Annotated in this window: 20 protein-coding genes; 11 read left to right on the top strand and 9 right to left on the bottom strand. The window is 68.0% G+C overall.

Translation table 11 applies throughout. The annotated features are described in order from the left end of the window. Nucleotides 1-71: 71 nt before the first annotated feature. The 4 genes from J4H86_RS22900 to J4H86_RS22885 all read right to left on the bottom strand — a co-directional run bounded on the left by J4H86_RS22900 (nt 72) and on the right by J4H86_RS22885 (nt 4,765). Nucleotides 72-1,454: a TIGR00366 family protein gene (locus J4H86_RS22900; protein ID WP_236540239.1), complete on the bottom strand. Its 1,383-nt coding sequence runs from the start codon at nt 1,452-1,454 to the stop codon at nt 72-74. 192 nt (nt 1,455-1,646) lie between these two features. Continuing rightward, complete coding sequence (locus tag J4H86_RS22895; RefSeq protein WP_236540237.1) at nt 1,647-2,441, bottom strand: enoyl-CoA hydratase-related protein; 795 nt, start codon at nt 2,439-2,441, stop codon at nt 1,647-1,649. Further along, on the bottom strand, nt 2,438-3,256 hold the full coding sequence (locus J4H86_RS22890; protein WP_236540235.1) for an enoyl-CoA hydratase/isomerase family protein: 819 nt from the start codon (nt 3,254-3,256) through the stop codon (nt 2,438-2,440). Before J4H86_RS22890 ends, J4H86_RS22895 begins: the two co-directional genes overlap by 4 nt. Nucleotides 3,257-3,277: 21 nt before the next feature. Then, complete coding sequence (locus J4H86_RS22885) at nt 3,278-4,765, bottom strand: 3-hydroxyacyl-CoA dehydrogenase (RefSeq protein ID WP_269134494.1); 1,488 nt, start codon at nt 4,763-4,765, stop codon at nt 3,278-3,280. A gap of 271 nt (nt 4,766-5,036) precedes the next feature. Between J4H86_RS22885 and J4H86_RS22880 the strand changes: the two genes are divergently transcribed. From J4H86_RS22880 to J4H86_RS22865, 4 genes are all read left to right on the top strand, one after another. Continuing rightward, nucleotides 5,037-6,029 (top strand): FkbM family methyltransferase, encoded by a 993-nt coding sequence (locus tag J4H86_RS22880; RefSeq protein ID WP_236540231.1) that lies wholly within the window; start codon nt 5,037-5,039, stop codon nt 6,027-6,029. A 395-nt stretch (nt 6,030-6,424) separates the two neighbouring features. Then, on the top strand, nt 6,425-7,342 hold the full coding sequence (locus J4H86_RS22875) for a ribokinase (RefSeq protein WP_269134493.1): 918 nt from the start codon (nt 6,425-6,427) through the stop codon (nt 7,340-7,342). Further along, a complete protein-coding gene (gene deoC / locus J4H86_RS22870; RefSeq protein ID WP_236540228.1) occupies nt 7,339-8,022 on the top strand; it encodes a deoxyribose-phosphate aldolase in 684 nt (227 codons plus the stop codon). Before J4H86_RS22875 ends, deoC begins: the two co-directional genes overlap by 4 nt. Nucleotides 8,023-9,006: 984 nt before the next feature. Then, the gene (locus J4H86_RS22865) at nt 9,007-9,561 is read left to right on the top strand and encodes a tetratricopeptide repeat protein (RefSeq protein ID WP_236540227.1); all 555 of its coding nucleotides are present in this window, start codon (nt 9,007-9,009) and stop codon (nt 9,559-9,561) included. A gap of 204 nt (nt 9,562-9,765) precedes the next feature. Here J4H86_RS22865 and J4H86_RS22860 read toward each other — a convergent pair whose 3' ends face one another. Then, nucleotides 9,766-10,065, bottom strand: coding sequence for a DUF2795 domain-containing protein (locus tag J4H86_RS22860; RefSeq protein WP_236540226.1), 300 nt, complete (start codon nt 10,063-10,065; stop codon nt 9,766-9,768). A 130-nt stretch (nt 10,066-10,195) separates the two neighbouring features. Between J4H86_RS22860 and ku the strand changes: the two genes are divergently transcribed. After that, nucleotides 10,196-11,167, top strand: coding sequence for a non-homologous end joining protein Ku (ku, locus tag J4H86_RS22855; protein ID WP_236540225.1), 972 nt, complete (start codon nt 10,196-10,198; stop codon nt 11,165-11,167). A gap of 46 nt (nt 11,168-11,213) precedes the next feature. Here ku and J4H86_RS22850 read toward each other — a convergent pair whose 3' ends face one another. Beyond that, a complete protein-coding gene (locus tag J4H86_RS22850) occupies nt 11,214-11,720 on the bottom strand; it encodes a MarR family transcriptional regulator (protein ID WP_236540223.1) in 507 nt (168 codons plus the stop codon). A gap of 67 nt (nt 11,721-11,787) precedes the next feature. On the opposite strand from J4H86_RS22850, the gene J4H86_RS22845 reads away from it, so the two are divergent. After that, on the top strand, nt 11,788-12,384 hold the full coding sequence (locus J4H86_RS22845) for a peroxiredoxin-like family protein (RefSeq protein ID WP_236540221.1): 597 nt from the start codon (nt 11,788-11,790) through the stop codon (nt 12,382-12,384). A gap of 13 nt (nt 12,385-12,397) precedes the next feature. Here the strand turns inward: J4H86_RS22845 and J4H86_RS22840 are convergent, their stop codons facing one another. Continuing rightward, nucleotides 12,398-13,351: an ATP-dependent DNA ligase gene (locus tag J4H86_RS22840; RefSeq protein ID WP_236544136.1), complete on the bottom strand. Its 954-nt coding sequence runs from the start codon at nt 13,349-13,351 to the stop codon at nt 12,398-12,400. Nucleotides 13,352-13,552: 201 nt separating this feature from the next. On the opposite strand from J4H86_RS22840, the gene J4H86_RS22835 reads away from it, so the two are divergent. Further along, on the top strand, nt 13,553-14,374 hold the full coding sequence (locus tag J4H86_RS22835) for a class I SAM-dependent methyltransferase (RefSeq protein ID WP_236540220.1): 822 nt from the start codon (nt 13,553-13,555) through the stop codon (nt 14,372-14,374). Between the two features lie 66 nt (nt 14,375-14,440). After that, nucleotides 14,441-16,372: a serine hydrolase domain-containing protein gene (locus J4H86_RS22830; protein WP_236540218.1), complete on the top strand. Its 1,932-nt coding sequence runs from the start codon at nt 14,441-14,443 to the stop codon at nt 16,370-16,372. Nucleotides 16,373-16,394: 22 nt separating this feature from the next. Here J4H86_RS22830 and J4H86_RS22825 read toward each other — a convergent pair whose 3' ends face one another. Continuing rightward, complete coding sequence (locus tag J4H86_RS22825; protein ID WP_236540217.1) at nt 16,395-16,760, bottom strand: VOC family protein; 366 nt, start codon at nt 16,758-16,760, stop codon at nt 16,395-16,397. Nucleotides 16,761-17,519: 759 nt separating this feature from the next. On the opposite strand from J4H86_RS22825, the gene J4H86_RS22820 reads away from it, so the two are divergent. Together J4H86_RS22820 and J4H86_RS22815 are read left to right on the top strand one after the other, a co-directional pair. Beyond that, nucleotides 17,520-18,086 (top strand): hypothetical protein, encoded by a 567-nt coding sequence (locus tag J4H86_RS22820; RefSeq protein WP_236540216.1) that lies wholly within the window; start codon nt 17,520-17,522, stop codon nt 18,084-18,086. Between the two features lie 237 nt (nt 18,087-18,323). Then, a complete protein-coding gene (locus J4H86_RS22815) occupies nt 18,324-18,773 on the top strand; it encodes a hypothetical protein (protein ID WP_236540215.1) in 450 nt (149 codons plus the stop codon). Between the two features lie 60 nt (nt 18,774-18,833). Here the strand turns inward: J4H86_RS22815 and J4H86_RS22810 are convergent, their stop codons facing one another. Continuing rightward, on the bottom strand, nt 18,834-19,811 hold the full coding sequence (locus J4H86_RS22810; RefSeq protein ID WP_236540214.1) for a quinone oxidoreductase family protein: 978 nt from the start codon (nt 19,809-19,811) through the stop codon (nt 18,834-18,836). Between the two features lie 90 nt (nt 19,812-19,901). Between J4H86_RS22810 and J4H86_RS22805 the strand changes: the two genes are divergently transcribed. After that, nucleotides 19,902-20,540, top strand: coding sequence for a TetR/AcrR family transcriptional regulator (locus J4H86_RS22805; protein WP_236540212.1), 639 nt, complete (start codon nt 19,902-19,904; stop codon nt 20,538-20,540). Nucleotides 20,541-20,543: the final 3 nt, after the last annotated feature.

Raw genomic sequence — 20,543 nt, 5'->3', positions numbered from 1 at the left:
TCAGCGCGCGGGTCAATGCAGGTTATGGCAGCTCACGGTCGGCCTCCAAGGAGGAGGCCGACCGTGGGCCGTCAGATGGGCAGGAACATGAGCGCCGCCATCCAGATGATCCCGACCACGATCAGGATGGGCAGGCAGTAGCCCATGAAGTCACGGACCCGGAGTCGGGTGCCGGCGGCGAGGATCGGATAGTAGAGCAGCGCCCAAAACGGCTGGATCAGGTTGGTCCAGATGTCGCCGTAGGTGATCGCCATGATGGTCTTCACCGTGTCGACGTTGAGCTCCGCGCCCGCGGGCAGGATGAAGGGCGCGGTGACGACGAACTGGGATCCGGCCGAGGGCATGAACAGGTTGAGCAGCCCGGTCGCGATGAACGTGATGGGCAGGAAGGTGTACTCGTTGGCGATGGACACCAGCGCGTCGGTGAACACCGCGGCGAGCCCGGTCTCCACGAACAGCACCGCGATCCCTCCGTAGAGCGGGAACTGCAGCACGATGGAGCCGGTCACCGTCAGGTTCTTGGCGAAGGAGCGAGCGAAGGACACCGCGTCCTTCTGCACCAGCAACCCCAAGATGAGCGCGATGAAGGCGACGGTGTTCAGGTTGAGCGCGGCCAGACCCTGGGTGACGAACAGGTAGATCAGGTAGCCAAGGCCCAGCAGTCCCACGGCCAGGATGATCGGACGGAACCCGTTGACCTTCTCCGCGAAGGTACGCGGGCCGGTGTTCTCCTCCTCCGCCGTCGCGGTCTTCTCGGCGTCGGAGGCGTCGGGCAGGGCGAGGTCCGCGTAGGACACGACCTCGCGCTTGTTGCGGGCCACGAAGAAGAACACGAGCGCGGTGACGAGGATGATGAGGCCGCATGAGACCAGGTTCATCACCGAGAAGGTGGTCTGGTCCAGCGAGATGATCCCGCCGATCATGTCGGTGAGTTCGCCCTCGGTGGCCACGAACAGCGGGATGGTGCCGGAGATCCCGGTCAGTGACACCACGAAGGACGAGTAGGCGATCGCCGAGATGAGGCGGTAGTCGACGCCCTTCATCTCCTTGGCGACGGCGCGCGCGAAGATCGCGGTCACGATCGGGCCGAGATACCAGCCCACGAAGGAGGTCAGTGCTCCGACGACGCCTGTGATCAGGTAGGCGGCCATCGGGGTTCTGACCAGGAGCGCCACTCGACGCACTCCCCGCTGCACGAATGAGGTGTCGACCAGCACCAACGCCGCCGCGTAGGTGAACGTGAGCTGGAAGGCGAACTCGAACATGGTCGGGAAGCCGTTGAACCACGAGTCCATCACCTGGCCGGGCCCGGAGTCGGTGAAGATCAGGGCGAGGACCATGGACGCGATGGTGAGCACCAGCGCGAAAATCAGGGAGTCGGGGAAATAGCGGCTATACCAGTTCGCCACCGACTCGGAGACCGAAGCTCTCTTCTTCGAATTCACTTTAGGCATGACATCTCCTGTGTAACCACGCCCAGCTCGGCCAAGAAGGCACGACGGGCTCTCCGTCTCGCGGGAATTACCGCGAGAGGACGAAATAGTCAGGAGCCGACCGGCTGAACTGTCGTCGCTGGTTGACGTGGCTCCGAATGGTGAAGGAACGGAGATTGCCTTGGTGCCCGCGCCGATGGCGCGAGCCCGCCGCTATCGACCGTGGAATTCGGGGCGACGGCGTTCCACAAATGCCGCCATTCCCTCTTCCTTGTCCTCCGAGGAGAACAACACCTGGAGGGACTTCCGTTCCAGGGCGAGCGCCGTGCTGAGGGGAGCGTCCTCACCGAGCAGCAGGGCTTCCTTGATGTGTTCGACCGCGACCGTGGGCAGGTGGGCGATCTTCTTCGCCATCCGCGTGGCCTCGGTCAGTACTTCGTCGTCGGGGACCACGGATGAGACCAGTCCCCAGGTGAGTGCCTCGGCCGCGGTGATGGTCTCACCGGTGAGACAGAGGCGCATTGCCTGAAACTTGCCGACGGCGCGGATAAGGCGCTGTGTTCCGCCGGCGCCGGGCATGATGCCCAACCGAACCTCGGGTTGTCCGAGGTTCGCCGATTCCCCCGCGATGATGATGTCGGCGTTCATCGCGAGTTCCAGTCCTCCACCCAGGGCGTTGCCACGGATCGCGGCGATCACTGGGCGGGGGAAGTCTCCGATCGCGGCCCACAGACGTTCGGTGTGCCGCTGGTACATCTCGACGGCTCCGACACCCATCATGCTGCGGATGTCGGCCCCGGCCGCGAAGTCGCGGTCGGATCCGGTGAGAACCACTGCCTTCACCGTGTCGTCGCCGGCCAGCGCGTGGAAGGCGTCGGCGAGTTCGTGACGCAGGGACATGCTCAGGGCATTGCGAGCTTCGGGACGGTTGATCCGGACGATCGCCGTCCCGTCTCCCGTGTGCTCGACGAGAACCTGCGCCTCGGTGTCGGTGTCGGTCGCGGTCATGCCTGCTCCGGCTTCTGGTCGTCCTGACGGAACTGGGGGCGGCGCTTCTCGACGACGGCCTGACGTCCTTCGTGGATGTCGGGGCCGGTGAAGCCGAGGAACTCCAACGCCAACGAGGTGTCGAAGGTCGGCCCGGCCATGCGCAGCCAGTTGTTCAGGGCGTACTTGGTCCAACGGATCGCGGTGGGCGAGCCGTCACGCAGTTTGCGGGCGACGGAGCGTGCCTTGTCCTGGACCTCGTCGGCGTCGACGGTGAGGCTCACCAGCCCCATGCGTTCCGCCTCCTCACCGGTGACCTTCTCGCACAGCAGCAGGTGGTACTTGGCCTTCGCCATACCGCACAGCAGCGGCCACACGATGGCGGCGTGGTCTCCCGCGGCGACGCCCAGTCGGGTGTGCCCGTCGATGATCTTGGCGTCCTTGGCGGCGATGGACACGTCGGCCAGGAGGCCGGCAGCGAGGCCCGCGCCCACGGCGGGACCCTCCATCGCCGAGACGACCGGTTTGGAGCAGTTGATGACGTTGTAGACGAGGTCCCGAGCTTCCTTCCACACGCGGGTGAGCACGTGGAAGTCCTCGGACATCTCCTTCACCAGGTCGAGGTCACCGCCGGCGGAGAAGACTCCGTTGGATCCGGTGAGGATCGCGACGTCCACGTCGGGGTCCTCGTCGACGTCCATCCAGATGTTGGCGAGTTCCCGGTGCATTCCGGCGTGCGCGGCGTTCAGTCGGCCGGGGCTGTGCATCGTCACCTGGAGGATGCGGTCCTCGACGAACTCGATGAGGAGGTGTTCGTACTTGTCGTATCGGCTCATGTGGCGGCTCCTTTGCGTGGCTCAGCGCTGGAAGTCGGGCTGGTGGATGCTCTGTCCGCTCCGTGCTCGGCGGCGCAGCCACTGACTGGTGCGGTACCGGTCGTCACGGAGGACGCGGTGCAGGGCGTCCAGAATTCGGTCGATGGTGGTGGGCCCGTACTTCTCGGCGAGGGCGAGCGGCCCCGCGGGGTAGCGCAACCCCAGCTCCACTCCCAGATCGATGTCGGTGGGGGTGGCGATGCCGCGCTGAGCGATCTCACAGCCCAGGTTCACGACCGCGGCGATGATCCGCTGGGCGACGAAACCGGCACCGTCGCGGATCACCTCCACGGGCGTGGTGGCGCGGATCTGGGTCGCGAGGCCGTACACCGTGTCGGCGTCGGCTCCGGGAGGTGCCATGAGCGTGACGCGGGCGCGCCAGTCGAAGGCGAGGTCGACGGCGAGGACGCGCGTGGGGTCGGCACCGAGTCGCGTGGCGACCTCGGTGCAGTCCTCGCCGAACGGGGCGACGAGGATGGGGGAGGTTCCGTCGTCGGTCGTGGTGTGGGCGATGTCGAACGCCGCGCAGAACTCCGCGACCCCGTCGCTCTCACCCGGGGCGAGGATGACCCGCGCGGGCGCGGTGCCGACCGGTTCGGGGGCGTGCTCTGGGGGGACGGCCTTGCCGTTGTCGTAGGTGTGGAAACCGCGGCCGGTCTTCTGGCCGAGCTGCCCGGTCTCGTACATGTAGCGGTGCACCCAACTGGAGCGCAGCATGGGGTCGCCGAAGTTGTGCTCGAAGATGTTCTGGGTCACCGGGTAGTTGACGTCGACGCCGGTGAGGTCCATGAGCTGGAACGGGCCCAGCGGGAAGCCGAGCTGGGTCATGACGCGGTCGATCTGGTCGACCGTGGCCGTGCCTTCCTGGGCGATCAGCAGGGCCTCGGTGGTGTAGGCCCGGCCGGCGAGGTTGACGAGGAAGCCGGGGGTGTCGGTGACCTCGATGCCGGTGCGGTTGAGGCCCTCCACGAAGGCGCGGGCGCGTTCGCGGGTGGCGTCGTTGGTGCGCGGGCCGGGGATGATCTCCACCAGCTTCATGACGTGCGCGGGGTTGAAGAAGTGCAGTCCGATGGAGCGTTCGGCCGTCGCGAGGGTGCGGAACACGGAGCCGATGGACAGTGAGGAGGTGTTGGTGGCCAGCACGCAGTCCGCGCCGACGATTCCCTCGAGCTCACCGAACACCGTCTGCTTGACGGCGGGGTCCTCGATGACGGCCTCGATCACCAGGTCGCACGGGGCGAAGGACTCAAGTGAGGGCGCGACGGTGATCCGGGCGAGAAGCGCGTCGGCCGCGTCCTGGGTCGTCTTGTTCTTCTCGACCTGACGGGCCAGGCTCGCGCCGATCTTCGCCACCGCCTGCTGGGCGGCTCCGTCCCGCGCGTCGTAGAGGACGACGTCCCGTCCGGAACCAGCGGCCAGGCGAGCGATTCCCGAACCCATGGCCCCTGCACCAACGACTCCGACCGTCACCAATTCCTCCAAAATCGCGCCGCAGTTCACGTTCCTGTGTGATCGTCCTCGCAGCGTATTGCCGGAATGTTTCGCCGTTCAATCGCTGGGCGCGGAAGCTCGTTCCGCACAGTGGAATGTTCCAGGTCTTGATGGTGGGCGACCAGGGGTCGGGGCGGGAAGACCGCGACAAAGGGCCGATGCTGTCGGTGTTCTTGACTTTGTCGCCCGTCGGGGCCGTCCTTTCTGGTAAGCGGCGGCGATTCCTCGGCGTCTGTGGCATCGTGATCGCATGACTACTTTCCGTAAGAATCTGTTGCGTCTGCTTCCCGCCCTCGGCCTGAACGTGACCCCGCTCGGCAGCGGGTCCGCCATGATCAGTCGGCATGACAAGGACCGCGCCTCGTCGGTCGCCGACGGGCTGTGGGTGATCCGGCGCGGAACCTCACGCGTGTCCGCGCGCTCGCCCGCGCACGCCGCCGCCATCGCGGCGGAAGGTGTCAAGGGCGGCCGATGCAAGGCGGTCGAGCTCTCCCCCGGCGCGCACCTCCTCGTCGACCCCGTCGCCGCCCGCGAACGGACACACCGCGTGCAGAAGACGGCCGCCGACTACTTCGGCAGCGAGCACATCGGCGCCATGTTGGACTTCTACGAGGTCAACTGCGTCGTCGACGTGGGGGCGCACGTCGGACAGTTCGCCCGCCGGCTGCGCGCGACCGGCTACACGGGTCGCATCGTGTCGTTCGAACCCGTCCCGCACAACGTGGAGAAGCTGCGCAAGCGGGCCAAGAAGGACCCGAACTGGTGGGTCTACCAGTGCGCGCTGGGCGACACCGAGGAGACCACACCCATGCACGTGGTCCACGGCTCCATGAGCTCCTTGCTCGGTCCGAGCGAGTACGGCTCTAACCGGTACAAGCGGTTCCGGGAGATCTCGATGGAGGACGTCCCGGTCCGGCGCCTGGACGGAATGCTGGACGAGGTCACCGAGGGGATCGAGAATCCACGGCCCTACCTCAAGATGGACACGCAAGGCTATGACCTGCACGTGTTCGAGGGAGCGGGCGAAAGGATCAAGGAATTCGTCGGGATGCAGTCCGAGGTCGCCCTCCTGCAGATCTACGCCGACATGCCGCGTATGCACGAGGCGGTGTCGACCTTCGAGGCCGCGGGTTTCGAGATCACCGGCATGTTCCCCGTGACCAGGGAAATCGAGACCGGCCGGATCCTCGAGTTCGACTGTGTCCTCTTCCGCGCCTCCGCCGTTCCCGACCACTCCGCGTAACCAGGGAGCCGTCGGCGCGGTCGGAGTGGGCGTGCCGGTTCCGCGATCCCACGGGACACGGGTGCGCGGTCTCGCATCGCCTCACCCGACGCAGCCGATACGTCCGGGATTATGCCGAATCCGCCCGTGTGCGGGGCTCCAAAGCCGATAAACCGATCTGCGGTATTCCGACATCATGCCGCCATCCACAGGTGTGCGCTTTGCGCATAAACGCCTTTAGGCATCGACCAATCGGACGACCGTGACAACTTATTCGCGGACAGCGAAATCCGGCCTGGCCTATTTGGTGCCATTGGGCATTTACGGGAGCTAAATCTCCGGCTTCGCCGAACACTACTCCTGGGAGGTGTTAGGTTGCCCGGTATGTCCATGCTGACTTCTTGGAGGGCTGCGCGGTGAGAGTCGCGGTTGTCGGCAGTTACGGAGTCGGGATGACGATGAACGTCCCTCGTCTTCCGAGGGTCGGAGAGACCGTCAGCGGGGGTTCGTTCAGCCAGGGCCCCGGTGGCAAGGGGTCGAACCACGCCATCGGGGCCGCCCGGTTGGGCGCGGAAGTGCAGCTCCTGACCGCGGTGGGCCCCGACGCGCACGGTGAGCAGGCGCGGGCGCTGTGGGAGGAGGAGGGCGTCGGGCACGACCACGTCGTCACTCTCAGCGAACCCACGATGATCGGCTTCATCATGGTGGACGGCGCCGGCGAGAACCGCATCGCGCTCGCGCCGGGTGCCCTGGAACAGCTCACCCCCGAGCACGTTCGGGACTTCGCCGACGTACTCGCCGACGCGGACGTCGTCGTGGTCTCCCTGGAGATCCCACTGCCGACGGCGATCGCCGCGCTGCGGATCGCCTGCGACGCCGGCACGACCACCGTGCTCAACCCCGCGCCGGCCCGGTCCGTTCCCAGCGAGGCATGGCGCTGGGTGGACGTGGTGACGCCCAACCACGGCGAGGCGCGCACACTGATCGGTGGCTGCTCCGACACCCTGCCACCGGAGCGGATCCTCACCCGGCTGCGGTCCCAGGCGGGGTGCGCCATCGCGCTCACGCTCGGCAGCGCTGGGGCGATCGTGGACGACGGGGACTCGCTGTACCCCTCACCGCCGGTGCCACCCCGTCGTGTCGTGGACACCACCGGCGCTGGCGACGCCTTCACCGCGGCCCTCGCGACGTCCCTGGCGTCGGGGGAGCCCATGCACGCCGCCGCGCGCAACGGGTGCGCGGCCGGAGCCTGGTCCGTCGGGGTCCACGAGGTGATCCCCTCACTGCCCCGAAAGCACGAGATCGAGGCCCTGTTGAACGGAGACGTGGCGTGACGCACGACCCCATCGACCACGAGCTGGCCGGCCGTATCCAACACACGCTGATCGCCGCGGGCACCACCCGCCAGGAAATCCTCGACCACTGCGCACAGTGTGTGGAGTACGGGTTCAACGCCGCCATGGTCCCCGGCTCGTGGGTGGAGACGGCGGCCGCCGAGCTCGCGGGCACGGGGGTCGTCGTGGCATCGGCGTTGGACTTCCCGACCGTGGGCGTGATGACGTCCGCCGGCAAGGCGGCCGAGGCCGCCGAACTGGTGCGGCGCGGCGCACGGCAGATCGACATCGGAGTGCAGGTTGGTTGGCTGCGCAGCGGGATGTACGAGGAGTTCCGGGACGACATCGCCGGAGTGGTGAAGGCCACTATGGTCCCGATCAAGGTGATGCTGGAGCTCCCGCTGCTCACCCCGGAACAGCGCGACACGGCGGTTGACCTCGCGGTGGAGGCCGGCGCGGCGTACCTGAAGAACGCCAGCGGTGGCGGGGTGGAGACCGCCAACGCGGCCAGTATCGGCTACCTGGCCGAACGTGCGCCTGGGAATGTGCAGGTCAAGGCTTCGGGGGCGATCACTACCCGTGAACAGGCTCACGCACTGCTCACAGCGGGGGCGTCGCTGTTGGGAACGAGCGCCGGCGTCACCATCGTCACCAGCGACGATTCCGCCGCGAGCTACTGAGGCGCGCCTGGATCGCCTCAGCCGTAGGCGATCGCGCGCAACATGGACTCCCACTCGACGCGCCAGGGATCAACACGGGAGAATGGGTCCATGAACGTGTACCGGATCTTGTTGGCGAGCGGGGGCACGCTCATAGTCGGTGCGCTCGCGGTTTTCTTCGGGAGCCTGTTCGGCTGGGAGTGGGCCGTGGGGATCGGGGGTGTCGCGGTCCTCGCTCTGTGGGGAGTGGTGTGGCTGACGTCCCGGTTCGGCAACGGCGATGACGACGTGCCGGAGGGGGCGTCCTCCGGTGATACCGGACAATACTCCCACCCTCCGCAGGGTTGGACGGGCCCCCAGGCGAGTGCGCCGGGGGCGCCTCCGGGATACCCCGTGCCAGGCACTGGGCCGCAGCAGCCCTACCCAGGCCAGCCCAGCGGGCCCAACCCCGCCTACGCACCCATGGGAACTCCCCCTCCCAACGCTCCGGGAACCGGCCCACAGGCTCCAATGGCCCCGCAGGGGACGGGACCGCAGGCCGCCTACCCGCCGAACGGAGTGTCGGCCGACGGCTTCCCGCCGCCTCCCCCGACCGGGCCTCCCGCCTCGGGTGAGTTCGGCGTCCCACCCGTCCCCGGGGGACCGGAACAGGGCGGCCCGGCTCCGTACGGGGCGCCTGGGCCCGCCTATCCTCCGCCCGGGCAGCAGCCGCCGCCGGCCGGCCCGGGGATGCCGCCGCCGGGGGGCGGTGCTCCGCAGCCACCGATGGGTGGGACGGGGACACAGCCGCCGTTCGGAGGCACTGGGCCGCAACCACCTGTCAGTGGCACCGCGCCGCAGCCGATCCTCGGCGAGCCGGGTGGTGTCGGACCATACGCCGCGAGTGGCGGGACGGGCCCCCAGCCGATGGTCGGTGGGACGGGTCCGCAGCCGACCGCGCCGGGCACCGGTTCGCAGCCGCCCGTCGGGGGGACGGGACCGCAGACCGCGGTTCCCGCCACCGGCGTGCCGGGCCAGCCCCCGACTCCGGCCGTCGCGGGCACCGGCCCCCAGCCGCAGGTCCCCAGTGGTGTCGACGCGATGTTCACCGCGGCATTCCAGCTACACCAGCAGGGTCGGGTTTCCGAGGCGGAGCCGCAGTACCGCACGGCCGCGGAGCAGGGCCATGTGGACGCGATGTACAACCTCGGCGCGATCATGCACGAGCGGGGCAACACGAGCGAGGCCAGCGACTGGTGGCGTTCCGCCGCCGAGCAGGGCCACACTGACGCCCGCCACAACCTGGGTGTGCTGCTGCACGGCGAGGGCCGGTTGGAGGAGGCCGAGCCGTGGTACCGCCGCGCGGGTGAGGCCGGACATCCGGGAGCGATGAACAACCTCGGCCACCTGTTGTCCAAGCGGGGCAACGCCCAGGAGGCGGAGTACTGGTACCGCTCGGCCGCGGAGAAGGGCCACCGGCGCGGCATGCAGAACCTGGGGCGCCTGCTGGAGGCTCGCGGTGAGACGCAGGAAAGCGCGTACTGGCTGAACAAAGCGCAGGCGGGGGCGCCGCCGCAGTAGTGGTTCGTGCTGTGTGGGGCTGCGTTCGCACCGCCCCACACAGCACGAGCACACGGCACACCCCGGGGCCCTCGCCACACCGGTGACGGCTGCGCCCAGGCTCCCCGCCCTGTCCCCCGTCAGGATTTCTCCACCCCCATCAGGTGGGTGGGCACATTCACCTGGCTTAGCGGGCCCCGCACACCCACGACCTCGAGCGGTCATCTACGCCTCGGGGTTCTGACCGAGTTCCTCCTCGATCGCGCTGGGCTCCCGCGCCTGCTCGTGGCGCTCCCTGGTGCGGGCGGACTCGGTGTGGGAGTGGGGACGGTCCTGGACAGGCACCGAGCGCAGGATCTCGTTGGGCTCGTTGTAGACCGCGCGCGGGATGGCCTGCAGGGCGCTCAGGAGCTCCTCGTCGGCGCCGGCTTCCTGGGCGAGGACGACCATGGTGGGCTGGTCCACCGGGAACTCCACGGTGTCGAGGATCTGCCGTAGGCCCTCGCGTCCGCGTTTCACACTCATCGGCGCCTCCGCATCGGTTGGCGTGTGCACCGTTGGCGCTACCCAGCCATGGGACGGATATCCGTCCTTTACCCGAGCAAGCCCGGGTTTTGCCAGCTCAGGCTCACCATGGGATGAGGGGGTGTGTGGCGTGGCCAATCCAGTGTGGACCGGAACCCTGACGTTCGGCATGGTGGCCCTGAGCGTGAAGCTGTACTCGGCGCGGGAGCGACACGGGCCGACGATGCACCAGTTCGAGCGTGGCACCTCGGACAGGATCCGCTATCGCCGGGTGAACGAACGTACCGGTAAGGCGGTCGCCAGTGAGGACATCGTGCGCGGGGCCTCGGTGGGGCCGGACGAGGAGTACGTGATCCTGCAGCCGGAGGAGTTGGACGACATCAAGCCCGGGCGCTCCAAGACGATGGAGATCAACGGGTTCGTGCCGAGTGGGTCCGTGGACCCGCTGTGGTACTCCTCCACCTACTACATGGAGCCGGACAAGGCGACGGCGAAGCCGTACCGCCTGCTGTACGACGCGTTGGAGTCGACGGGACGGCTCGGCCTGGCGACGTTCATCATGCGCGACCGCGAACACCTGGTGCTGGTGGGCCCGCAGCAGGGTGTGTTGTCGGCGTCCACGCTGTGGTGGCCTGACGAGGTGCGGGCGCCCGACGACGTGATGGCTCCGCCGTCCCGCCAGGAAGCCCCGGCCAGCGCCGAGCTCAACCTCGCCGAGCAGCTCATCGAGGCGATGGCGACGGATTGGCAACCCGCGGAGTACCACGACACCTATGAGGCACGCCTGGAGGAGTTGATCGCCGCCAAGGCCAAGGGCCAGACCGTCTCCTACGAACCGGAGCGGCCGGCCCGCAAGGGCAAGGTCGTGGAGCTGACCGAGGCCCTGCGCGAGAGCCTGCGCGAACGCAAGGACACCGGACGTAAGCGCTCCACGTCCTCCAGCCGCGCCCCCGAACCCCGTGCCTCAAAGGAGTCCGGCGGTTCACCACCGACGAAGAAGGAACTTCTCTCGACGGCCGCGGACCTCGGAATCTCCGGCCGCACCAAGATGACCCGAGAGGAGCTGGCCGACGCCGTAGCCCAGGCGCGACGGGCGTCGTAGGTCGACCAGCCGGGGGTGACGCCGCGCGGCAGGGGCGCGCCGCTCGTCACTGCGCGTCGCGGCGTTCGTCGCTGGCGATGTCGTCGGCCGCGTGTTCGCCCGCGTGGGTGACCTGGTGGATGAACCCGGCGATCAGTTCGAGTTCGGCCTCGGTGTAGTCGGCGCAGAGGTCATCCATCGCGGCGCTCATCCCGGAGTAGAGCCGAGCCAGCTCGGAGTTGCGTTCCCGTAGGGCACGCACGGTCACCGCGCGTCGGTCCGTGGGTGTGACGGCGCGTTCCCGAGTGACCCACCCGCCGGATTCCAGTCGGTCGAGAACTCCGGTGACCGTCGCGGGGTGGAGTCCGGTGTGGCGGGCCAGGACGCTCGGTGTGATGCCGTCGTGGCGATTGATGAGTTCCAGACAGTCCAGGTCGACGTCCTTGAGCCGGACCCTAGCTCCCACGTGCCGGTTGAGCAGGGACAGCTGGTTGCCCATCTCCCGCAGCGACCGCTTCAGCTCTGCGGTCACCCGTCGCCGCCGCTTGGCTCCCCCAGAAGATTCACTGTTCATAACATATGGTTTTCATATAATCTCGTTTCGAGGTTCAGTTGAGCGTGATCCTGAGCGGGAGGCCGCCATGACCGAGAAACGCGAACACCGCGCCCCCCGAATCCGCCCTGGTGACCATCTCCCGGACCGGGAGCTGACCTCGATCCGGGGCGAGACCGTCACCCTGCCTGACCCGCACGCCCTGACGCACCTCCAGCTCCGGCGGTTCGCGTCCTGCCCCATCTGTAACGTGCATCTTGGCACGTTCGTCCGCCGGGAACGGGAGATCGCCGCCGCGGACGTCACCGAGATCGTCGTCTTCCACTCCTCCGTCGAGGCCATGCTCCCGCACCAGGGCGCGCTTCCGTTCGTCGCGGTCGCTGACCCGGAGCGCTCGCTCTACGACGAGTTCGGGGTGACGCGCGGTGCCCGCTCCGTACTCGACCCACGGAGCTGGACCGCGCCGCTCAAGCCCGCGGCCTGGGCCGCCGCGAACCGTGAACGACACACGCGCGGCGCCCACAACGACAGGCCGGACCTCTTCGGGTTCCCCGCCGACTTCCTGGTCGCCCCCGAGGGGCGGGTCCTCGCAGCCAAGTACGGGACCTACGCCAACGACCAGTGGTCCGTGGACGACGTACTCGCGCTCGCGGCCCGCCATCGCGGCACCCTCGCCAACGGGTGAGGCCGACGGGCGGTCACTCCTCGATCTCAAGCCCGTGTGGCACCTCGTCGGGACTCAGGTCACCGCGAACGCGGATGAGGGGGACGAGGTGGCGCCACTTGCCGTTGGAGGTGGCCGCGTCGGGCTCGACCTCCACGACGACCTCGGGCTCGACGCGGGAGAAGCCGTGGCGGGACTCAGTGCCCCAGGTCGTGGGGAGGGCGGCGGGCCAGGGGTGGTCGTTTCCGGCCTTGTGCAGGAGGTCACCAAGTTCCACCTCCTGATCGGGGGTGAGGTCCTGGGTACGGCCGACGATGCGCAGGTCGCCGAGTTTGGGGTGGCGGCGGCCAAGGATCAGGGCCTGGGGACTGCCGGCGTGCCCGATGACGCCACCGACGATCGCCTCGGTCGTGGCACGGTACTTGTACTTCCACCAGCCGCGGGCGCCGGGACGGTAGGCACGGCGCAGGTCCTTCACGACGAGTCCTTCCACGCCGACCGCGGGCATCTCCTCGTACCAACGACGGGCGGTCTCCGGGTCGTCGGTCTGCCAGCCCAGGGACAACGGTGAGGGCTGTTCGACGAACCGTATGAGGTCCTCGAGTTCCTGGCGGCGGTAGCGCAGCGAACGCCGCGCGATGTCGGCTCCCTCGATCTCCAGCAGGTCGAACACGACGTAGTGGCAGGGTTCGGCGTCGGCCATGCGCCGGGCGGCGCTGGTACCCGCGCGGTTGCGGCGCTGGAGTGCCTCGAAGTCCAGGCGGCCCTCCTCGGACCAGCGCACGATCTCACCGTCCAGAATGGTGTCCGGAGGGATCTGGCGGGACAGGGCACCCGCGATCTCCGGCCACTTCGCGTCGAGACGGCGCTCGGCACGCGACTCGATCCGCACCGGGCCGGTGTGGGCGATGGCCCGGTATCCGTCCCACTTGGGTTCGTAGACGAGTGACTCCCCCACCATGAACTCGTCCACCTGTCGCGCCAACATTGGCCTCACACCCCCACTGTGCCCGGCGACGCGCCCGGGCACGCCGACCGTCGCCGCCCCCTCGCGGCTCGGTTGCCACGGTCTTTTCGAAAACACGGTCCGCGATTGACCGAACACCGCACCCGTCACGTGTTACTCGTGGGGAAGCGCTGAGAGAGCGACGCCACGCGAACCGGGGGGACGATGGGTGACGGCGGCACTATGGGAGAGGCGCCGGGCGCCTACGTGCCGGAGCTACTCGACGGGTACTCCACGGCGATGTTGGCGGCGACCGGGGTGGGACCGGGGCACCACTGTCTGCAGCTCGGACCGGAAGGAGGCGCCGTCGCCCAGTGGCTTGCCGGGCGCGTCACCCCAGGCGGACGAGTCGTCGCCGCGCTCGCCGGGCCCGGCCGGAGGACACCCCCTCACGGGATCGAGGTGGTGTCACACGACATCGCGACAGAGCCCCCACCCAGAGGACCGTTCGACGTCATCCACGCCCGTCTCGTCGTCCCCCACCTCGCCCGCCGCCGTGACGTCCTCCACCAGATCCTCGACGCGCTCAGACCGGGTGGATGGCTCGTGGTCGGTGACTTTCACGGCCCGATCGCCTCCAGGGCCAGCCCGGCGGCGTCGAGCCACGGTGCCTCCGACACGGACCTCTTCGCCGCCGTCCTGAACGACGTGCACGGACGGGTGAACGAGACCGGAGCCGGCGACCGCCAGTGGATCGGGACTGTCGAGCGGCACTTGGACGCCGCCGGGATGCAGGAGGTGCACGCGGCGTCCTACGATCAGGTCGTGCGGGGTGGTGAGTCCGCATGCGTCCTGCTGCGCGACCACGTGATTCGGATCCACGACCGACTGCTGAGGCTGGGTCATCGCCAGTGTGAGCTGCGTCGATTCCACGACCTGATGCTGGATCCCGGCTTCAGCTCCTGGTTCCACGAGTTCCGCTGCGTTCGGGTGCGCAAACCCGTGACCACCTACGGGGCGCGGCCCGTAGTGCCCACACCACATCGCGGAGTCGGGTCAGCCTGACTGTGTCGTCGTCGCGCGCGTCCTACCGTTGGACCAACCGCGGGATTCCGACGTGTGGAGCGTCCCATGGCGAGACGATGGGTGACCACGGGTGCCGTCGTGGTACTCGTCTGCGCGACGTTCACGACGCCCGCGCACGCTGAGCCACAGGCGGAGCGAGTGGACCCAGAGGAGGTACGCGCCTTCATCGACGCTCGGTTGCCGGAACTGATGGCAGAGCAGGGCATTCCAGGGGCGACCGTTTCGGTGGTCCAGCACGGGGAGCCGGTCCTCGCCACCGGATACGGTGACCCCGCGCTCGACAGCGACACCCCGGTGGACGCGGAGGAGACCGCGTTTCACACGGGCTCGGTCGGAAAGTCGTTCACCGCGGCCGCGGCGCTACAGCTCGTCGCCGACGGCGCGATCGACCCGCACACCGACGTCAACACCTACCTTCCCGAGCCCGCGCACGTCCCGGACACCTACCCCGGCCAACCTGTGACGCTGCACCACCTGCTCACCCACACCGCCGGCTTCGAGGAGCACCGAGAGGGATCCGTCGCCGAGGACCCCGACGACGCGCTCCCGTTGCGTGAGTACGTGCCCCGGGCGATGCCGGAACGTGTGTATCCCCCAGGGCGCTACGACGCCTACTCCAACTTCGGCTACACCCTGGTGGGATACCTGATCGAGGAGGTCAGCGGCCAACCGTTCCCGGAGTACGTGGACGACGCCGTCTTCACACCGTTGGGGATGGACAGCACGTCGTTCCAGGTCCGACAGGAGGATCTCCCCAGCGGCCAGGCCGTCACCACCAACTACATGATCACTCCCGCGGGAGACCTGTTCGAGGGACCACCGATGACCGCGAACGAGTCACCAGGAGGCTTCGCCTACTCAACGGGGCCGGACATGGCGCGTTTCATGCGAGCGCTCTTGGACGAAGGACGAGTCGACGGAGAGCAGGCGCTCGCCCCCGAGACCGTCACGATGCTCGACCGGCAGGCGGAGACGCATCCCGACGTCGCCGCGATGGGGTACGGAACCTACGACCGGTACACCAGCGATCCACGTGTGGTGGGCGCGTTCGGCAACCTGATGGGGGCCAATGCCGAGTACGCGCTGGTCCCCGAACGGAACCTCGGCGTCTTCGTCGCGGTGAACAGCGACTCCACCGAGGGGCTGGGCGACGCGGCGTGGACCAGGTTCGTGGACGAGTTTCTCGTGGAGTTCGCCGACGTCGAGCGCGGCCCGGACGCGACGGAACGGGTCCCGATGTCGCAGGAGGAGCTCGCCCGCTACGACGGCGGCTACCACGCGGGTCGGGTCAGCTTCTCCGAGACCAGCACGCTCATGGCGATCCTCGGGTCCTACCGTCCGGCCCGGGTGGAGGAGGGGGCGCTACGCATGTCCTGCTCCTCAGCCATGGAGGAACAACTCTGGTATCCGGTGGGCGACGGTCTGTTCCACTCGGCGGACGGCCAGGAGTGGGCCGGGTTCATCGAGGACGACGGCGATGTCGTGGGCTTCGTCTGCGACCAGGTGCCCATGCACCCCTACGTGCGCGCCGACTGGTGGCAGACACCGTTCCCGTATCTGACCGCGGCCGCCCTGTCGGTGGCACTGCTGCTCAGCATGCTCGCCTGGCCGATCGCGTCTCTGACGCGGCGGCTGCGGGGGCGGACGAGACCACGGGTGTCGCGGGGGGCACGCGACGCGCGCCGTCTCGCCGTGGCGACCGGCGTGGCGACCGGCGCGGCGCTGGTGACGTTGGTGGTGCTGCTGCTCAGCCCCGACATGGGCTTGATGGCCTTCACCGGTGAGGCGCGGATCGCCGGGACACCGTTAGCGGTGGTCTCGCCCCTGGTCGCGGGGGTCGTCGTGGCCGCGGTGTTCTCGTGGACCCGCCGTTGGTGGGGAGTCACGGCCCGGCTGCACTACTCGCTGATCGCCGCGGCCCTCGTGGTCGTGTTGTTGGTGGCCCACCATTTCAACCTGGTGTGGACTCCCTGGTGACCCCTGGTCGCGTCCACCGGGATCAGGACTCGGCGAAGACTCCAAGCTCGTTGCCACTCGGATCGGTGAAGTGGAAACGACGACCGCCCGGGAACTCATAGGGTCCCTGAACGATCTCCCCGCCGGCAGCACGGACGGCCCGCACCGACTGGTCCAGGTCGGTGGAGAACAGGAGCACGAAGGGGCCTCCCGTGCGGGTCTCGCCGAAGGAACTCAGGCCGCCGACCTCGGCCCCGTCCTCGCCACCGGGATCGCGGATGCCCGCGTAACTGGGCCCGTAGTCGTTGAACGTCCAGCCGAACGCCTCGCCATAGAACCGCTTGGCTTCCTCCACATCGCGCACGGTGATCTCGACGTAGTCAATCGCGTGATGCCGATTCGAACCCATAATCACAACCCCAGCACGCCACACGGAATTAGTACGTACATACGATACCCGTCACGCCATTGGCGGGCCACCCCCTCGACACAGGGGAGCCGCCCGGCGGACCCGCGGGCCGCCAAACGTGACCCCGATGTAACCAAACACATGACACGAACTCCTGACTAATACTGTTTTCCCAGCTTGTCCCATGTGATTGACACAAGCCTCCGACAACGCCCAACGCAGGGCGCGCCACCGTTCAACAGGGACAGAGGGCCGTGTTTTCCCCAGGTAGAAGGGGATTTCGTTCCGCCGCGGCGCAGCCCTCAGACCGCGAGTGGGGCGGGGATCGCGCGCCGTCTCCGCCTCGCGACGCATAGAACCCGGCCGTGGGGGTCCGCGTCGTAGGGGCTGTCAACGTTCACGGCGGTAACACCGAGCATGAGCTCTCCCTCGGCCAAGGGCGGAGCGATGCCGCACTCGGGCGAGTGCGGCCGGCGGGAACGCGGCGACCTCGCGAGGATCAACCAAGTGACGCGGCACGAACGAGAGAGACAGAAGGCTGGGCGGAGGTAGCGATCAGAGCACGATTGCGATTGGGGAGCTGGCATCCGAGCCGGACCCAACCACGGCGACAGGTTCCTCGAGCGGAACGCGAGGCCGAATCCGACGGTGCCGGACCAGCGCGTCGGGCGTGAGTCCACGCCCGCCAGGTCCGCACCAACGTTCCGCTCCTCACTGTCACCGGTAACCCGCCACGAACCCACATTCTTGGAGATCCCCATGCGTAAGCCTGTCCTGCACGCCTCCGCCCTCCTGGCCGCGACCACGCTCGGCCTCTCAGGCTGTGTCTTCGCGTCTACCCCTGAGCCCTCGCCGCCCGCACCACCCGAGATCGACCCGGACGACCTCGAACTCGACCTCGACGACCCGCCGGAGGTAGGGGATGGTGAGACCGTCGACATCACGGGCAGCTTCGAATACGACGACGGGCTTGTCGTCGAGCTGTCCGACTTCCGTCGAGGAACGAGCAGCACCTCGGCGATTCCTTCCACAGAGCCGTACATCGCGTTGCGGCTCCACGTTGAGAACAACACCGGCGCGGACATCGACACCACGCTGACGGGAATCAGCTGCACCATCGGCGAATTCGGACAGGACACCGACACCGTCGTCGACTTCCAACAGGACATCGAAAACGAAATATCCGGCACACTGCAGGACGGAGACCGCATCTCCGGGGGATACGCCTGCGTGATGATGGACCACGAGGACTACCTCGAGATCGAGGTGGACGTGAACGACGTGGGCACCCGGGAGCCGGTGTTCTTCTCGGGCTACGTCGACTAGCCGGCCCCCCTCAGCCCAAGGGAGCGGAGCCCGCGCGTCCCCGCACGTAGGGATGTGTCACTCCGAACCTCTCCTCTGGCGCGGAGAGGCACACGCGTGCTGCCGGTTCGGCTCCCCTGAAGGCGCCCGTTCGGAGACCGACCGAAGGGCCGGTCGGGTCCGACGACGGTCCGCCTCTCCCGCGAACAGTTCACGCCCAGTCGGCGGAATCGCCGCGACCCCTGCTTGGAGATCCCCATGCGTAAGCCTGTCCTGCACGCCTCCGCCCTCCTGGCGGCGACCACGCTCGGCCTCTCAGGCTGTGTCTTCGCGCCCAGCCCCGCCCCCGAGCCCCCCGAGGTTCCCGACATCGAGGTGGACGACGTCGACGTGGATGTTGACGGACCCGCTGGTGGGCCGGGTGACACCATGGACCTCGTCGGCACCTTCGAGTACGACGACGGCCTCCTGGTCGAGGTGTCGGACTTCTACCGAGGAACCAGCAGCAACACCGCGATCCCCTCCAACGAACCGTTCATCGCCTGGACCCTCCGACTGGAGAACAACACCGGGATGGCCCTCGGCGAGAGCGCGACCGGCGACTTCGCCTGCGTGATGATGGACCACGAGGACTACCTCGAGGTCGAGGTCGACATCCGGGACGTGGGAGAACGCGAGCCCGTCTACTTCTCCGGCTACGTCGACTAGACGCACTCCCCCGGTCATTGGGTGAGAAATCGGGGTCGGAGTTCATCGTCTCCAGCCCTGTTACCGAACATCGGTGAGGAGCACGGTGGTTCCGACCGTCTCTCGAGCCTCCATGAGCTGGTGTGCCGTGGCGGCCTCCTCAAGGGGGAAGGTCTGTCCCGGATCCGTGCGCAGTTCCGCGGAGGCAACGTACTCCGACAGCGCCGACAGCGCCGCGGCGGTGCGAGTCGGCCGCCGATCCCAGCCGAACAGCGAGTATCCGATCACCGACTGGTTGGCGGACATAAGCCCGATGGCGTCGAACGCGGGGACTCCGCCCGCGGCGCCGTACACGACGGTTCGCCCGAACGGCGCGAGGACGGACGCGCCACGCTGTGAAACCTCACCCCCGACGGAGTCGAGGATGACGTCAACACCGGCTCCCTCAGTCGCCTCCAGCACCATGTCCGGCCACCGCGGATTGTGATAGTCCACCACCGCCTGTGCGCCAGGTGCGCGAACACGGTCCAGCTTGGCCCGCCCCCCGGCCGCTCCTATCACGGTCGAGGCACCGAGCAACTTCGCGAGACGGCCCGCCAGCCCCCCGACTCCCCCCGCCGCTGCGTGGACCAGCACCGATTCGCCCGCGCTCAGCCGGGCGGCGTCGACGAGGAGCTGGTAAGCGGTCACTCCCTGGACCGGCAGGCAACTGACGGACGCGAGATCCACTGTCTCTGGTACCGAGATCAGGTCGTCGATCCTGGCGACCGCGTACTCGGCGTACCCGGCGGCGACGCGTGCCGCGACGCGATCGCCGATCGCAACCGCCGCATCGGATGTGCCGACGGCCGAGACAACGCCGGCGACCTGCATCCCGAGTCCGGTGGGAACATTCACGGACCCGAAGGCACCCCGCCGAGCCATGACGTCCCCGAACGTGACTCCCGCCGCTCCGACGGCGATGACGACCTCACCAGGACCAGGCACGGGGTTCGGGACGTCGTCGACCCACAGCACATCAGGTTCGCCGGTGCCGTGCATACGTACTGCTTTCATCATGAATCTTCCCTTCCGTCATCCGAACCGAACTGTTCGGTTCGTGCTAGGATCGTACCGTACCGTTCAGTTCGATTGATGTGAAGGATGTTGATGGCACTGCCGCAGCACGACGTCAAGGTCCAGCAGATCCGTGCCGCCGCACGAGAGCTGTTCCTCGCACATGGATTCGACCGTGTGAGCACGTCGACACTGGCCCGGAAGGCCGGGGTCTCAAAGGAGACGCTCTACGCCCGATATCCGAACAAGGACGCGATCCTGGCCGACGTCCTGGAGCATCTCATCCTGGGCAACCAGGAGTCCGCCTCCACGATGCCGTCGCCGCGCACCCGGCACGACCTCGAAACCGCGTTGACCGAGTTCGCGACACACCTGTCCGCGCGCCTGATGCAACGCGACTACCTGGAATTGGCACGGATCGTCATCGCCGAGACTCCGCGTCTCCCGCACATCGGCGAGGTCTTCCGAGAGGCCGTCCCGAAGAAAGCGCTGAATCGAGCGGCGGCTCTACTGCGAACAGCGCACGAAGCCGGCGTCATCGGCGAGATCGACGTCATGGCCGGGGCGCGCATGCTGGTGGGCCCGCTCGTGGTGCAGGTGTTGATGAACGGCCTGTTGGTGGCTCCCGCGGGGGAGGACACCGCCCACTGCGAGATCGACGTGCGCTCGCACGTGGCGCTGTTCCTCGCCGCGCTTCCCACCGGGATAACGACGACGAGGTCTGAGGAGTGAGAC

It is taken from the genome of Spiractinospora alimapuensis, assembly GCF_018437505.1.
Lineage (GTDB): Bacteria > Actinomycetota > Actinomycetes > Streptosporangiales > Streptosporangiaceae > Spiractinospora > Spiractinospora alimapuensis.
Note: the sequence above shows the minus strand (reverse complement) of the source record. Positions and strands in the feature narration are given on the sequence as shown.